Source organism: Streptomyces herbicida (assembly GCF_032656585.1).
GTDB lineage: Bacteria > Actinomycetota > Actinomycetes > Streptomycetales > Streptomycetaceae > Streptomyces > Streptomyces herbicida.
The window spans coordinates 174,012-186,917 of the sequence record NZ_JAUYWJ010000004.1 but is presented as its reverse complement, the minus strand read 5'-3'; the positions used below and the strand labels follow the sequence as shown (position 1 = coordinate 186,917).

General features: G+C 70.7%; 12 protein-coding genes and 1 pseudogene. 6 read left to right on the top strand and 7 right to left on the bottom strand.

The window, feature by feature from the left end:
- Positions 1-4: 4 nt before the first annotated feature.
- Positions 5-781: an SDR family oxidoreductase gene (locus Q8A52_RS10565; RefSeq protein WP_316750409.1), complete on the top strand. Its 777-nt coding sequence runs from the start codon at positions 5-7 to the stop codon at positions 779-781.
- Between the two features lie 53 nt (positions 782-834).
- Positions 835-1,839, top strand: coding sequence for a Gfo/Idh/MocA family protein (locus tag Q8A52_RS10560; protein ID WP_316750407.1), 1,005 nt, complete (start codon positions 835-837; stop codon positions 1,837-1,839).
- A 50-nt stretch (positions 1,840-1,889) separates the two neighbouring features.
- On the opposite strand, the pseudogene Q8A52_RS48910 reads toward Q8A52_RS10560, so the two are convergent.
- From Q8A52_RS48910 to Q8A52_RS10530, 7 genes and pseudogenes are all read right to left on the bottom strand, one after another.
- Positions 1,890-2,168: pseudogene (locus Q8A52_RS48910) on the bottom strand (TetR family transcriptional regulator); the annotation flags it as partial.
- Positions 2,169-2,463: 295 nt separating this feature from the next.
- Complete coding sequence (locus tag Q8A52_RS10555) at positions 2,464-2,664, bottom strand: hypothetical protein (protein WP_316750405.1); 201 nt, start codon at positions 2,662-2,664, stop codon at positions 2,464-2,466.
- Between the two features lie 49 nt (positions 2,665-2,713).
- Positions 2,714-3,967 carry a serine hydrolase domain-containing protein gene (locus Q8A52_RS10550; RefSeq protein ID WP_316750403.1) on the bottom strand — a complete coding sequence of 418 codons (1,254 nt, stop codon included), beginning with the start codon at positions 3,965-3,967 and terminating at the stop codon, positions 2,714-2,716.
- Positions 3,968-4,110: 143 nt separating this feature from the next.
- The gene (locus Q8A52_RS10545) at positions 4,111-5,013 is read right to left on the bottom strand and encodes a sugar phosphate isomerase/epimerase family protein (protein ID WP_316750401.1); all 903 of its coding nucleotides are present in this window, start codon (positions 5,011-5,013) and stop codon (positions 4,111-4,113) included.
- Between the two features lie 2 nt (positions 5,014-5,015).
- The gene (locus tag Q8A52_RS10540; RefSeq protein ID WP_316750398.1) at positions 5,016-5,924 is read right to left on the bottom strand and encodes an ATP-binding cassette domain-containing protein; all 909 of its coding nucleotides are present in this window, start codon (positions 5,922-5,924) and stop codon (positions 5,016-5,018) included.
- Between the two features lie 4 nt (positions 5,925-5,928).
- On the bottom strand, positions 5,929-7,005 hold the full coding sequence (locus Q8A52_RS10535; RefSeq protein ID WP_316750395.1) for an ABC transporter permease: 1,077 nt from the start codon (positions 7,003-7,005) through the stop codon (positions 5,929-5,931).
- Positions 7,005-8,024 carry a sugar ABC transporter substrate-binding protein gene (locus Q8A52_RS10530; protein ID WP_316750392.1) on the bottom strand — a complete coding sequence of 340 codons (1,020 nt, stop codon included), beginning with the start codon at positions 8,022-8,024 and terminating at the stop codon, positions 7,005-7,007. Before Q8A52_RS10530 ends, Q8A52_RS10535 begins: the two co-directional genes overlap by 1 nt.
- Before the next feature lie 223 nt (positions 8,025-8,247).
- Here Q8A52_RS10530 and iolC point away from each other — a divergent pair, with 223 nt between their 5' ends.
- The 4 genes from iolC to iolD are packed head-to-tail and all read left to right on the top strand — an operon-like array spanning position 8,248 to position 12,899.
- Positions 8,248-9,243 (top strand): 5-dehydro-2-deoxygluconokinase, encoded by a 996-nt coding sequence (gene iolC / locus Q8A52_RS10525; protein WP_316750390.1) that lies wholly within the window; start codon positions 8,248-8,250, stop codon positions 9,241-9,243.
- Positions 9,240-10,118 carry a Cgl0159 family (beta/alpha)8-fold protein gene (locus Q8A52_RS10520; RefSeq protein ID WP_316750388.1) on the top strand — a complete coding sequence of 293 codons (879 nt, stop codon included), beginning with the start codon at positions 9,240-9,242 and terminating at the stop codon, positions 10,116-10,118. The genes iolC and Q8A52_RS10520 overlap by 4 nt, the downstream gene beginning before the upstream one ends.
- 13 nt (positions 10,119-10,131) lie before the next feature.
- Positions 10,132-11,028: a 5-deoxy-glucuronate isomerase gene (iolB, locus tag Q8A52_RS10515; RefSeq protein WP_316750387.1), complete on the top strand. Its 897-nt coding sequence runs from the start codon at positions 10,132-10,134 to the stop codon at positions 11,026-11,028.
- Positions 11,028-12,899, top strand: coding sequence for a 3D-(3,5/4)-trihydroxycyclohexane-1,2-dione acylhydrolase (decyclizing) (gene iolD / locus Q8A52_RS10510; RefSeq protein ID WP_316750386.1), 1,872 nt, complete (start codon positions 11,028-11,030; stop codon positions 12,897-12,899). Before iolB ends, iolD begins: the two co-directional genes overlap by 1 nt.
- Positions 12,900-12,906 lie beyond the last annotated feature (7 nt).

The following is a 12,906-nucleotide window of genomic DNA, read 5'->3' as shown; positions in this document are numbered from 1 at the left end:
CGTCATGGGACTTCTCGACGACAAGGTCGTCCTCGTCAACGGCGGCAGTCAGGGTGTCGGCGCCGCCATCGCCCGGGCCGCGGTGCGCGAGGGCGCCACGGTGGCCGTCACCGGCCGGCGTCCCGAGCCGGGCGAGGCCCTGGTGGCCGAGCTGACGGCGGCCGGGGGCAGGGCGATGTATGTGCAGGCCGACCTGTCCGACGCCGACCGGGCCAAGGCCTCCGTGGCCGAGGTGGTCGACGCGTACGGCCGGGTCGACTGCCTGGTCAACTCGGCGGGGCTGACCTCGCGGGGCACCCTGCTGGACACCACGCCCGAGCTGTTCGACGCGCACATCGCGATCAACCTCAAGGCCCCGTTCTTCGCGATGCAGGCGGCGGTGTCCGACATGGTGGAGCGCAAGGCGCCGGGGACCATCGTCAACATCATCACGTCGTCGGCGCACGGCGGACAGCCCTTCCTGGCCCCGTACGTCGCCGCCAAGGCCGGCCTGATCGGTCTGACCCGCAACGCGGCGCACGCCCACCGCTGGGACCGGATCCGGATCAACGGCCTGAACATCGGCTGGACGGCGACCGAGGGCGAGGACGCGACGCAGCGGACCTTCCACGACGCCGGGGACGACTGGCGGGAGCAGGCCGCGGCCAGGCTGCCGATGGGCAGGCTGGGCCAGCCGGACGAGATCGCCGACTTCGTGGTCCTCCTGCTGTCGGACCGGTCCGGGGTGGTCACGGGTTCGGTGATCGACTGGGACCAGAACGTCCTCGGCGGCCTCGACTGACCGTTCGCACAGCCTCTTCGCACCAACCGCACCGCACCTAGGAGCTGCACCCCATGCGTATCGGAATCCTCGGCCTCGGCCGCATCGGCGCCTTCCACGCCGAGACCCTCTCCGGACTCGACGCGGTCGAGTCCCTCGTCGTCGCCGACCCGTTCGCGGAGGCGGCCAAGGCCGCCGCGGAGCGGTTCGGGGCCGAGGTCGCGGACTCGCCCGAGGCGGTCCTGGCCGCCGGGGTGGACGGTCTCGTCGTGGCGGCGGCCACCGACGCCCACCCCGCCCTGATCCTGGCCGGTGTCGAGGCCGGCATCCCCGTCTTCTGCGAGAAGCCCGTCGCCCGCACCATGGCGGAGGGCGTCGAGGTGCTCAAGGCCGTCGAGGGCAGCGGCGTCCCGATCCAGATCGGTTACAACCGCCGCTTCGACGCCGGCTTCGTCGCCGCGCGGGCCGCCGTGCGGAGCGGCGAGCTGGGCAGGCTCCACACGGTCCGCTCGACGACGCTGGACCCGGCGCCGCCCCCGGCCGCCTACATCGCCGCGTCCGGCGGCATCTTCCGGGACTGCTCCGTCCACGACTTCGACATCATCCGCTGGGTGACCGGCCGCGAGGTGACCGAGGTGTACGCCGTGGGCGCCAACCGGGGCGCCGACTACATCAAGGACGCGGGCGACGCCGACACCACCGGCGCGATCCTCACCCTGGACGACGGCACCATCGCCGTGGTCTCCAACAGCCGTCACAACGCCCGGGGTTACGACGTCCGCATGGAGCTGCACGGCTTCCAGGACTCCATCGCCGTCGGTCTGGAGGACAAGCTTCCGCTGCGCTCGGTCGAGCCCGGCGTGACCTTCCCGTCCGGCACCCCGCACGACTTCTTCATGGACCGCTTCACCGACGCCTACCGCGCCGAACTCACCGCGTTCACCGAGGTCGTCGCCGGCACCCGGCCCTCTCCCTGCACGGTCGCGGACGCCCTGGAGGCGGGCTGGATCGCGGAGGCCTGCACGCTGTCGCTGCACGAGCACCGCCCGGTGGCGATCGAGGAGGTACGCGGCGCCTGACCCCGGGCCGGGCCCCTGTCGCGCGACGGCAGGAGCTGGGCGCGCAGTCCGTCGACGATGAGGCCGAGGATCCGCTCCGTCCTCGCCTCGCCCTCGCGGGCGGGGTCGATGCCCCACAGCACGCTGAGCTGGAGGAGCACGTCCTCGGGGTCGAGTCCGGCCTTGAGGGAGCCGTCGGCGGCCCCGGCGGTGAGCAGCGCCGCGATGGCCTCGACGAAGGGGGCGTAGTACGCGTCGTCGAGGCCGTTGTTCGTGGCGGCGTGGATGACCTCCACCACGCCGGACTTGAGCCACCGGTAGCGGGCGACCTCGTCGAACCACAGCCGCAGGTCCTCGAGCGGCGCGCGCTCGCGCAGCGGCGCGAGCGCATCTTGCGGGCAGGCCTCGGCGGGCGGGGGCGCCGGTGTCCACGCGCCGGGTCCCGGACGTCGCCGTACGGTTAGTGGCCCGGTTCGGGGATCCGTTGGTGCGCGAGATCACCCCCGCCCTCGGCCGCCGCAGCCGGCCCACCGCCGAGAAGGCCCAAGGCCTCCTCGGCCGGCAGCCCGGCCCGCCCGGCAGACAGTGCTTGACCGTGCGGAAAGCCTGATCGAGCGCGGTGTCGCCGGGCCGCTCTGCTGAAACTCACAGACCGTAACGGATGGCCGACTCGTCGGGGTCGTAGGCATCCCGCGCGGGATCCCGTGGCGTCGCCGGCCTCTCCTCCACCGTGTCCTCCAGCCGGACGCGATCCGGCAGCGCGCCGAACCGGGCCCGGCGCAGCGTGGCCTCTGTGTCGGCGCCGGCGTCGGCCACCGGCTTCTCCTCGTGCTCCGCTTGCGTCATCCGGTCCTCCCCATTGCCGTACTCACAACCCGTCACCCCTTGAACGTCCTCACCGCGCCGCAGGTTCCGCCGGCAGGTCGAAGACGTGGTTCGGGGAGATGATCGACGTGATCGCGTCGCCGAAGACGGTGCTGGGCTCCTGGCCGTTGTAGTTGATGTCGGTGTTCAGGAGGACGACCAGGGTCGCCCGGGCCGACGGGAGGTAGATGGTCAGGGACTCGTAGCCGGGCAGGGAGCCGTTGTGCCCGATCCAGCCTTGGACGTTGAAGATGCCGAGGCCGTACCCGGTGCCCGGAATGGTGGTCGGAGGCGTGGTGAGCCGCTGTGCCTGGACCGCGGGGCTGATCAGGATCCCCCCGTTGGGAAGCCGGCCCGTGGCCACCGTGCGCGCCCATACCCGCAGATCGTCCAGGTCGGAGATCATGGCGCCGGCCGCCCAGCCCCACGAGGGGTTCCAGTCGGCCGCGTCCGCCACCTGGCCGGTCGCCGTCTGTTCGGTGTACCCCTGCGCGTGCGGCTGCGGGAACTCGTTGCCGGTCGGGAAGAGGGTGTGCCTGAGGCCGGCCGGGTCCAGGACGTTGTGCTGGATGTAGTCACCGAGCGGTGTGCCGCTGGCCTTCTCGACGACCAGCCCGAGCAGGATCAGGTTGGTGTTGGAGTAGTCGAACTTCTCACCCGGCGGGAACAGCACCGGGTGCCGGAAGGCGTAGTCGAGCAGTTCCTGCGGGGTGAAGGGCCGCTGCGGATCGGACGTCAGCGCCTTGAAGAAGCCGTCGTCCTCGGAGTAGTTGAAGAGCCCGCTGCGCATCCCGGCCAGCTGGCGCAGCGTGATCCTGTCCCCGTTCGGTACGCCGCTGACGTATTTGTCGATCGTGTCGTCCAGCCCCACCCTGCCCTGGTCGACCAGCTCCAGCAGGGCCGTCACCGTGAACGTCTTGGTCTCGCTGCCGATCCGCATGTAAAGGTCGGGGGTCATCGCCCGGCCATTGGTCTTGTTGGCGACGCCGAAGGACTTCACGTACTGACCCTTGTCGGGTGTCCAGATCCCGACGGTCACACCCGGGACGTTCGCCTCCTGCATGACCCGCTGCACGGTGTAGTCGAGCTGCCGCTGCACGCCGGGCGTGAGTTCGCGGACGTCGCCGCCCGAGGGCGACGGCGAGGGCGGATCGGCGACCGCGGGAGCGGAGGACGCGGAAGCGGGCAGGGCTGCGGCGGTCGTGCCCGCGGCAGGCACCAGCAGCATCCCCACCGCGGTGACGACAACAGCCCCCTTGCGCAGTCGTGGCGAGGAGTGCGACATGGGCTCAACTCCCAGGTGAGGACGCATGCCCTGGAGCCCAGCATAGGAGTGCCCGCGCGCCGTCGCCTGTCGGAAACGGCGGCACGCGGGCACTCCTGCTCGACGACGTGACGGTTCGGCTACGCTCCGTCACGGCCGCCCGTTCACGCCCCGCACGACCTCAGGAACTGCCGGGTGCGCACCGCGATGGGCAGCGGCCTGTCCGGCTCGCACGGGTACATGTCCTGCTCGACGATCGCGAACAGATCGACGCCGAGCTTCTGGGCCGCTTCCAGCACGGGCCCCAACTCCGGTACACCGGAGGGCGGCTCGCACATCACCCCGCGCTGCACCGCCGGACCGAACGGGACCCCGTTCGCCACGACGTCCGCGAGGATCTCCGGGTCGACCTGCTTGAGGTGCAGATAGCCGATGCGTTCGCCGTACGTCTCGATGAGCTTGACGCTGTCGCCGCCGCAGTAGGCGTAGTGACCGGTGTCCAGGCAGAGGTTCACCAGATCGGAGTCGGTCGCGTCGAGGAACCGCTCGACGTGCTCCTCGGTGTCGATGTGGGTGTCGGCGTGCGGGTGCACCACGATGTCGAGACCGTACGTCTCCTTGACCTCGCGGCCGAGCCGCTCCATGCCCTCGGCGAGGTGGGTCCACTGCTCGCCGGTGAGCTCCGGCGGCTCCAGCACCTCGGCGGTCTTGTCGTCGCGCCAGAAGGAGGGGATCACCACCAGGTGCCTGGCCCCCATCGCGTGGGTGAGCTCGGCGACCTGGCCGACGTGCGCCCAGGTGGACTCCCAGACGGCGGGTCCGCGGTGCAGGCCGGTGAAGACCGTGCCCGCCGACACCTTCAGATTCCGCTTGTTCACCTCGTCGGTGAGGCGCGCCGGGTCCGTGGGCAGGTAGCCGTACGGGCCCAGTTCGATCCAGGAGTAGCCGGCCTCGGCCACCTCGTCCAGGAAGCGTTCCCAGGGCACCTGCTGGGGGTCTTCGGGGAACCAGACGCCCCAGGAGTCGGGGGCCGAGCCCACCCGGATGCGGTCGAGGGCGTTCGCCATGGTCAGGAGGTCCCTTCGGGGTGGGTCGCGACGGGTGCGGTGAGGTCCTTCTCCTCGGGGAGCTCATCCACGTCCACACCGCGCACCTGCGCGAGCTCGTGCTTGAGCGCGGCGAGTTCGGCGCCGCCGGCCATGTGGTTCGTCAGTTCCTCCAGGCTGACCTGGCTGCGGTCGGCGCTGAGTTCGAGGGTGCCCAGGCGCAGCACGCTGAAGTGGTCGCCGACCATGTAGGCGTGGTGCGGGTTGTGGGTGATGAAGATGACGCCTAGGCCGCGGTCGCGGGCGGCCGCGATGTACTTCAGCACGACACCGGACTGCTTGACGCCGAGTGCGGCGGTGGGCTCGTCCAGGATCAGGACGCGGGCGCCGAAGTAGACGGCGCGGGCGATCGCCACGCACTGGCGCTGGCCGCCGGAGAGCGTGCCGATGGGCTGCTCGAGATCGTCGAGGACGATGCCCATGTTGCGCAGTTCCTGGTCCGCGGTCTGCTTCATGCGGTCGATGTCGAGACGGCGGATCGGCCAGGGGCCCTTGGTCATCTCTGAGCCGAGGAAGAAGTTCCGCCACACCGGCATCAGGGGCACGGTGGCCAGGTCCTGGTAGACGGTGGCGATGCCCTTGTCGAGCGCTTCGCGCGGGCTGGTGAAGCGGACCGGTTCGCCGTCGACCAGGAAGTCGCCCTCGGTGTGCTGGTGCAGACCGGAGATGATCTTGATCAGGGTGGACTTGCCGGCGCCGTTGTCGCCCAGGACGCAGGTCACCTTGCCGGGGCGGACCGTCAGATCGACGCCGTACAGGGCGCGGATGTTGCCGTACGACTTGCCCGCGTTGCGCAGTTCGACGATGGGGCGGTCCGCGCCGTCGGGCGTGGTGTCCTGGAGGACGGCTCCGTGGGCTTTGTTGGTCGTCATGAAGTCACCTCCGGGTCGCCGTGCGACTGACCCACAGATTGATGAGGACGGCGCCGAGCAGCATCACGCCCAGGAAGGCCTTGAACCAGTCGGGGTTCCAGCCGGCGTAGACGATGCCCTGGTTCACCATGCCGAACATGAAGGCGCCGAAGACCGGGCCGATGGCGGAGCCGTAGCCGCCGGTGAGCAGACAGCCGCCGATCACCGCCGCGGCGATGTAGATCAGCTCCTGGCCGACGCCCTCGCCGGACTGCACGGTGTTGAAGGAGAACAGGTTGTGCATGCCCATGAACCAGGCGCCGAAGCCGACGGTCATGAACAGCGTGATCTTGGTGAAGGCGACCGGGACACCGACCGCGCGGGCGCTGTCCTTGTTGCCACCGACCGCGTAGATCCAGTTGCCGTACCTGGTGCGCAGCAGCACCCAGGTGGCGAGCGCGGCGAAGACCAGCCACCACACGATGGTGATCTTCACCTGGACGCCGCCGATGTCGAACGACGACGCGAAGATCTTCTTGGCCTGGTCGAAGCCGTCCATGTTGCTGATGTCGTCGGTGGCGACGTTGCCGGTGATCAGCTTGGTGACGGCCAGGTTCACGCCCTGCAGGATCAGGAACGTGCCCAGGGTGACCAGGAAGCTCGGCAAACCGGTGCGGATCACCATCCAGCCGTTGAACGCGCCCACCCCGAGCGAGGCGATGAGGGCGACGATGACGCCCACCCACACATTCATGGTCAGCTGATAGCTCAGCATGCTCGCGGTGAGCGCCGAGGTGATCACGGCGACACCGGAGGACAGGTCGAACTCCCCGCCGATCATCAGCAGGGCCACCGGCAGGGCCATGATGCCGATGGTCGAGGACTGGTAGAGCACGGTGGCCATCGAGCTGCCCTGGCGGACCGTGGGCGCCGCAATCAGGAAGAACACGAGCACGGCCACCGCGCCGAGGAAGACACCCACTTCGGGCCGGGCCAGCAGCCGCAGCGCCAGGGGGCGCCGGGCCGTGCGGCCGTCGGTCTCCTTGGGGCCGGAGGCCGGCGGTGTGCCCACCGCCGGCCCAGCCTGCTGGGTCATGCTCATCACCGAGTGCCCTTCGCGGCGAACTGGGCGACCTTGTCGACGTTGGTCTTGTCGACGAAGGCCGGGCCGGTCAGCACCGGCTGCTCCCCGCCGCCCATGTAGTTGCCGTTGTTCTTGTAGAGCCACAGGGAGTCGATCGCCAGGTAGCCCTGCAGGTAGGGCTGCTGGTCGACCGCGAACTGGATCGTTCCCTTGGAGATCGCGCCGGTCAGGTCCTTGTTGAGGTCGAAGGTGGCGACCTTCGCCTTGCTGCCCGCGTCACCCACGGACTGGACGGCGGTCAGGGCGTAGGGCGCGCCGAGGGCGACCACGTAGTCGATGCCGCTGTCCTGCTTGAGCTTGGCGGTGATGGTCGACTTCACCGACGGCATGTCGGTGCCGTTCACGTACAGCGTCTCAAGCTTGCCGGAGAACGTCTTCTTCACGCCGTCGCAGCGCTGGGTCAGGCCGATGTTGCCCTGCTCCTGGACCACACAGACGGCCTTCTTGGCGCCGGCCTCGTTCAGCCGCTTGCCGAGCGCCTCGCCGGCCACGCCCTCGTCCTGGCCGAAGAACTCCATCAGGCCGAGCTTCTTCCAGTCGCTCACACCGGAGTTGAGGCCGACCACCGGTATGTTCGCGGACTTCGCCTTGCTCACGACGTCCTTCATGGCGTCGGGCTTGGCGAGGGTGATGGCGATGCCGTCGACCTTCTGGTCGATCGCGTTCTGCACCAGGTTGGCCTGGGTGCCCGCGTTCGGGTCGGCCGAGTAGACGAGCTTGATGTTGTCCTTGGCCGCGGCGGCCTCGGCGCCCTTGCGGACGATGTCCCAGAAGGTGTCGCCCGGCGCCTGGTGCGTCACCAGCGCGACCGTCATCCGGGGAGTGTTGGCCTTGCCCGCGGAGGCGTTCGACCCACCCTCTTCGGACTTCTTGCCGCCGGAGCTGCTGGAGCAGCCGGCGAGGGTAAGTGCCGCCGCCGCGGCAACGGCCACTACGGGGGCCAGTCTGCGGGAGCGGGAGTACGAAGAGCGGTCCATCTTTCCGGCACCTCACTGTGCGATGAGAGAAAGGAGGCGGATCTACGACGATCCGGGCCCGGCGCCGGGAGGCGGTCCGGGTCATGTGCTGCGTGTTGGGACGGGATCAAAGTCCCTGCCGCGCCCGCTGTCAATACTTTGTTAAGACATCATTTCACACTCAGGTCCGAATGTAAGTACAAACTATTGACAGCACGACCCGCCGGGACCTACACCTGAGCCCATGGCCAAGTCAGCATCCCAGCCCTTCGACCTGATCACGATGGGCCGTATCGGAGTCGATCTCTACCCGTTGCAAACAGGTGTACCCCTGGCCCGGGTGGAGTCCTTCGGGAAGTACCTCGGGGGTTCGGCGGCCAACGTGGCGGTCGCCGCGGCCCGTCTCGGCCGCGCCACCGCGGTGATCACCCGCACCGGGGACGACGCCTTCGGCGCCTATCTGCACCAGGCGCTGAAGGAGTTCGGCGTCGACGACCGCTGGGTCACCCCGGTCGCCGCGTACCCGACGCCGGTCACGTTCTGCGAGATATTCCCGCCCGACGACTTCCCGCTGTACTTCTACCGGCAGCCCAAGGCCCCCGACCTGGAGATTCACCCCGACGAACTGGACCACGCCGCCATCCGTGCGGCCCGCGTCTTCTGGATCACCGGCACCGGTCTGAGCGAGGAGCCGAGCCGCTCCGCCACACTCGCCGCCCTCGAGGCGCGCGACAAGGCGGGCATCACGGTCTTCGACCTCGACTGGCGGCCCGCGTTTTGGAATGGCACAGCCCGGCGTGACGCTGAGGAGGCCCGCCGCTACTACGCCGAGGCCCTGCGCCACACCACCGTGGCGGTCGGCAACCTCGACGAGTGCGAGATCGCCACCGGCGTCCGCGATCCCCGCGCCTGTGCCGAGGCACTGCTCGCGGCGGGCGTGGAGCTGGCCGTGGTCAAGCAGGGCCCGAAGGGCGTGCTCGCCGTGCACCGCGACGGTACGACCGCCGAAGTGCCACCAGTGCCGGTCGAGGTGGTCAACGGGCTCGGCGCGGGCGACGCCTTCGGCGGCTCGCTCGTCCACGGGCTGCTCGGCGGCCGGGACCTGGCCGAGACCATGCGGTACGCCAATGCGGCAGGCGCCCTGGTCGCCTCCCGCCTCGCCTGCTCCTCCGCGATGCCCACCGAGGCCGAGGTCGACGACCTCCTCGCGCGAGCCACCCCTGAACGGAGTCTGTCTTGACCCTCACCATCCCCGAGCTCGCCGCCGTCAGGGCCCGGCACCCGGAGGCGATCGCCGAAGCGGCCGCCCGCCGTGTGCGTCGCCCCCTGCTCGGCGACGGCGGCCGCCTGATGATCGTGGCCGCCGACCACCCGGCGCGCGGCGCCCTGGGCGTCGGCGGCCGGGGGCTGGCGATGGCCAACAGGAGCGACCTGCTGGAGCGGCTGTGCGTGGCGCTGTCGCGGCCCGGCGTCGACGGGGTGCTGGCCACCGCCGACATCCTGGAGGACCTGCTGCTGCTCGGGGCGCTGGACGGCAAGGTGGTGATGGGCTCGATGAACCGGGGCGGTCTGGCCGGTGCCTCCTTCGAGATGGACGACCGGTTCACCGGGCACCGCGCCGAGGACATCGAGCGGCTCCGCTTCGACGCGGGCAAGCTGCTGCTCCGTATCGACTACTCCGACCCCGGCTCGCTGACCACGCTGGAGTCCACCGCCCGCGCGATAGACGACATGGCCGCACGGCGGCTGCCGCTGTTCGTCGAGCCGTTCATCTCCCGCAGGACCGGGGGCGCGGTCCGCAACGACCTGTCCGCCGAGGCCGTGACCCGCTCCATCGCCATCGCCTCCGGACTGGGCGGCACCTCCGCCTACACCTGGCTGAAAGTCCCCGTCACCGAGAACCCCGACGACATGGCCGAGGTCATGGAGACCTCGACCCTGCCCGCGGTACTCCTCGGCGGCGAGGTCGGCGACGACCAGGAGGGCGCGTACGAACGCTGGCGCAAGGCGCTGCGGCTCCCCACCGTCCACGGCATGGTCGTCGGCCGCTCCCTGCTCTACCCCGCCGAGGGCAGCGTGGAGCAGGCGGTGGACACGGCCGTGGGCCTGTTGTGACCCGGAGGCGACGATGAACAGCCCGTTCCACCTGCCGGCCGGCCAGGCCCTGGGCGGTCCCTGTGCCGTGGACGTCTCGCCCGAGACCGCGGGGTGGGGCTACTCGAGCCTGCGCGTGCTGGAGCTGCCGCCGGGCGGCTCGCACACCTTCGACACGGACGAGAGCGAGTGGATCGTCCTCCCGCTCAGCGGCGGCTGCACCGTCACCTCCGTCGACGAGTTCGGCCGGGACACCTTCCGCCTCCACGGCCGGGACAGCGTCTTCGCCGCCGTCACCGACTTCGCCTACGTGCCGCGCGACGCCCGTACGACCGTCACCTCGGCCGACGGCGGGCGCTTCGCGCTCACCGGCGCCCGCTGCACCCGGCGGCTGCCCGCCCGCTACGGACCGGCGTCCGACGTACCGGTGGAGCTGCGCGGCACCGGGAACTGCTCCCGTCAGGTCAACAACTTCGGTGCGGCAGGCGCCTTCGAGTGCGACCGGCTGATTGCGGTCGAGGTGATCACCCCCGGCGGCAACTGGTCCTCCTTCCCGCCGCACAAGCACGACGAGCACCGCCCCGGTGAGGAGTCCGTGCTCGAAGAGATCTACTACTTCGAGTTCGAGGCCCACGACGGCACTCCGGGCCTCGGCTACCAACGGGTCTCGCCGTCCGGCCGGGGCCGGGGCACCGACGTGCTGGCCGAGGTGCGCGACAAGGACGTCGTCCTCATCCCGGACGGCTGGCACGGACCGTCCATGGCCGTGCCCGGCCACCACATGTACTACCTGAACGTCATGGCAGGCCCGGCGCCCGAGCGGGCCTGGCTGATCTGCGACCACCCCGACCACGCCTGGATCCGTGACACCTGGCCGGACCGGCCCGTCGACCCCCGTCTGCCGCTGTACACCGCACCCGAGAGGCACTGATGAGCACGACCACTGTCCGCCTGACCGTCGCCCAGGCGCTGGTGCGGTTCCTGTCCGCCCAGTACACCGAGCGAGACGGGGAACGGCACCGGCTGATCGCCGGCACCTGGGGCATCTTCGGCCACGGAAATGTCGCCGGCATCGGCCAGGCCCTGATCGAGTACGCCGGCGACATGCCGTACCACCAGGGCCGCAACGAGCAGTCGATGGTGCACGCGGCGGTCGGCTACGCCCGCCAGCTCAACCGCCTCTCCGCGCAGGCAGTGACGACGTCCATCGGCCCGGGCGCCACGAACCTGGTCACGGGCGCGGCCCTGGCCACCATCAACCGGCTGCCGGTCCTGCTCCTGCCCGGCGACTACTTCGCGAGCCACGCACCCGACCCGCTGCTCCAGCAACTGGAGCACCCGGTCGAGGCGGACGTCTCCGTGAACGACACCCTGCGCCCGGTGTCGCGCTACTTCGACCGTGTCACCCGCCCCGAGGCGCTGATCCCCTCCGCGCTGAATGCCATGCGCGTGCTCGCCGACCCGGCCGAGACCGGCGCCGTCACCCTCGCGCTGCCGCAGGACGTACAGGCGGAGGCGTACGACTGGCCCGAGGAGTTCTTCGCCGAGCGGATCTGGCGGGTACGGCGCCCCGCCCCGGACCCGGCCGAACTGACCGAGGCGGTCCGTGCGATCAGGGCCGCCGAGCGCCCGCTGATCGTCGCGGGCGGCGGAGTCCACCACAGCGAGGCCGAGGACGCGCTGAAGTCCTTCGTGGAGGCCACGGGCATCCCGGTCGCCTCCACTCAGGCGGGCAAGGGCTCCCTGCGCCACGACCACCCCGCCGACCTGGGCGGGATCGGCCACACCGGCACGGCGGTCGCCGACGACCTCGCCCGCACCGCCGACCTGGTCATCGGGGTCGGCACCCGGTACACGGACTTCACCACCGCCTCCGGCACGCTCTTCCAGCACCCCGGCGTCCGCTTCCTCAACCTCAACATCACGGCCTTCGACGCCCACAAGCTGGCCGCCCGGACCGTGGTGGCCGACGCCAGGGCCGCCCTGGAGGCGCTCGGTGAGGCGCTGGCCGGAGACCGCGTGGACCCCGGCTACGAGGCCGAGTACCGGGCGGGCAAGGAGCGTTGGGACCAAGTGGTCGAGGCCGCCTACCGCGCCGACGACGAGAACGCCGTACCGACCCAGACGCAGGTGCTCGGCGCCCTCGACGCCGTGGTCGGCGACGACGACGTGGTGATCAACGCGGCGGGCTCCCTCCCCGGCGACCTGCACAAGCTCTGGCGGGCCCGCTCGCCGCGCCAGTACCACCTGGAGTACGGCTACTCCTGCATGGGCTACGAGATCCCGGCCGGCATCGGCGTCCAGCAGGCCGCGCCGGACACCGTCGTCTGGTCCCTGGTCGGCGACGGCACCTATCTGATGATGCCGACCGAGATCGTCACCGCGGTCCAGGAGGGACTGCCGGTCAAGCTGGTCCTGATCCAGAACCACGGGTACGCCTCGATCGGCGGTCTGTCCGAGTCGGTGGGCGGCGAGCGCTTCGGGACCGCCTACCGCTACCGCGTCGCGGACGGCACCTTCTCGGGCGCCCCGCTGCCCGTGGACCTCGCCGCCAACGCGGCCAGTCTCGGGATGGACGTCCTGCGGGCCAAGACCGTGCGGGAGCTGCGCGAGGCGCTCGGCACGGCCCGCGCCTCCGGCCGGGCCACCTGTGTCCACGTCGAGACCGACCCGTCCCCCACCGCTCCCCCCGCCGAGGCCTGGTGGGACGTGCCGGTCGCAGAGACCGCCTCGCGCGCGGCCGCCGTACGGGCCCGCGAGAGCTACGACCGCCAGGTCGCCGACCGCCGTCGGCACCTGTGAACCTCCC

What these genes read in the sequence shown, in the direction of transcription:
- Q8A52_RS10565 (WP_316750409.1), top strand. Translation starts at nt 5, where the DNA reads ATGGGACTTCTCGACGACAAGGTCGTCCTCGTCAACGGCGGCAGTCAG.
- Q8A52_RS10560 (WP_316750407.1), top strand. Translation starts at nt 835, where the DNA reads ATGCGTATCGGAATCCTCGGCCTCGGCCGCATCGGCGCCTTCCACGCC.
- Q8A52_RS10555 (WP_316750405.1), bottom strand. Translation starts at nt 2,664, where the DNA reads ATGACGCAAGCGGAGCACGAGGAGAAGCCGGTGGCCGACGCCGGCGCC.
- Q8A52_RS10550 (WP_316750403.1), bottom strand. Translation starts at nt 3,967, where the DNA reads ATGTCGCACTCCTCGCCACGACTGCGCAAGGGGGCTGTTGTCGTCACC.
- Q8A52_RS10545 (WP_316750401.1), bottom strand. Translation starts at nt 5,013, where the DNA reads ATGGCGAACGCCCTCGACCGCATCCGGGTGGGCTCGGCCCCCGACTCC.
- Q8A52_RS10540 (WP_316750398.1), bottom strand. Translation starts at nt 5,924, where the DNA reads ATGACGACCAACAAAGCCCACGGAGCCGTCCTCCAGGACACCACGCCC.
- Q8A52_RS10535 (WP_316750395.1), bottom strand. Translation starts at nt 7,005, where the DNA reads ATGAGCATGACCCAGCAGGCTGGGCCGGCGGTGGGCACACCGCCGGCC.
- Q8A52_RS10530 (WP_316750392.1), bottom strand. Translation starts at nt 8,024, where the DNA reads ATGGACCGCTCTTCGTACTCCCGCTCCCGCAGACTGGCCCCCGTAGTG.
- iolC (WP_316750390.1), top strand. Translation starts at nt 8,248, where the DNA reads ATGGCCAAGTCAGCATCCCAGCCCTTCGACCTGATCACGATGGGCCGT.
- iolB (WP_316750387.1), top strand. Translation starts at nt 10,132, where the DNA reads ATGAACAGCCCGTTCCACCTGCCGGCCGGCCAGGCCCTGGGCGGTCCC.
- iolD (WP_316750386.1), top strand. Translation starts at nt 11,028, where the DNA reads ATGAGCACGACCACTGTCCGCCTGACCGTCGCCCAGGCGCTGGTGCGG.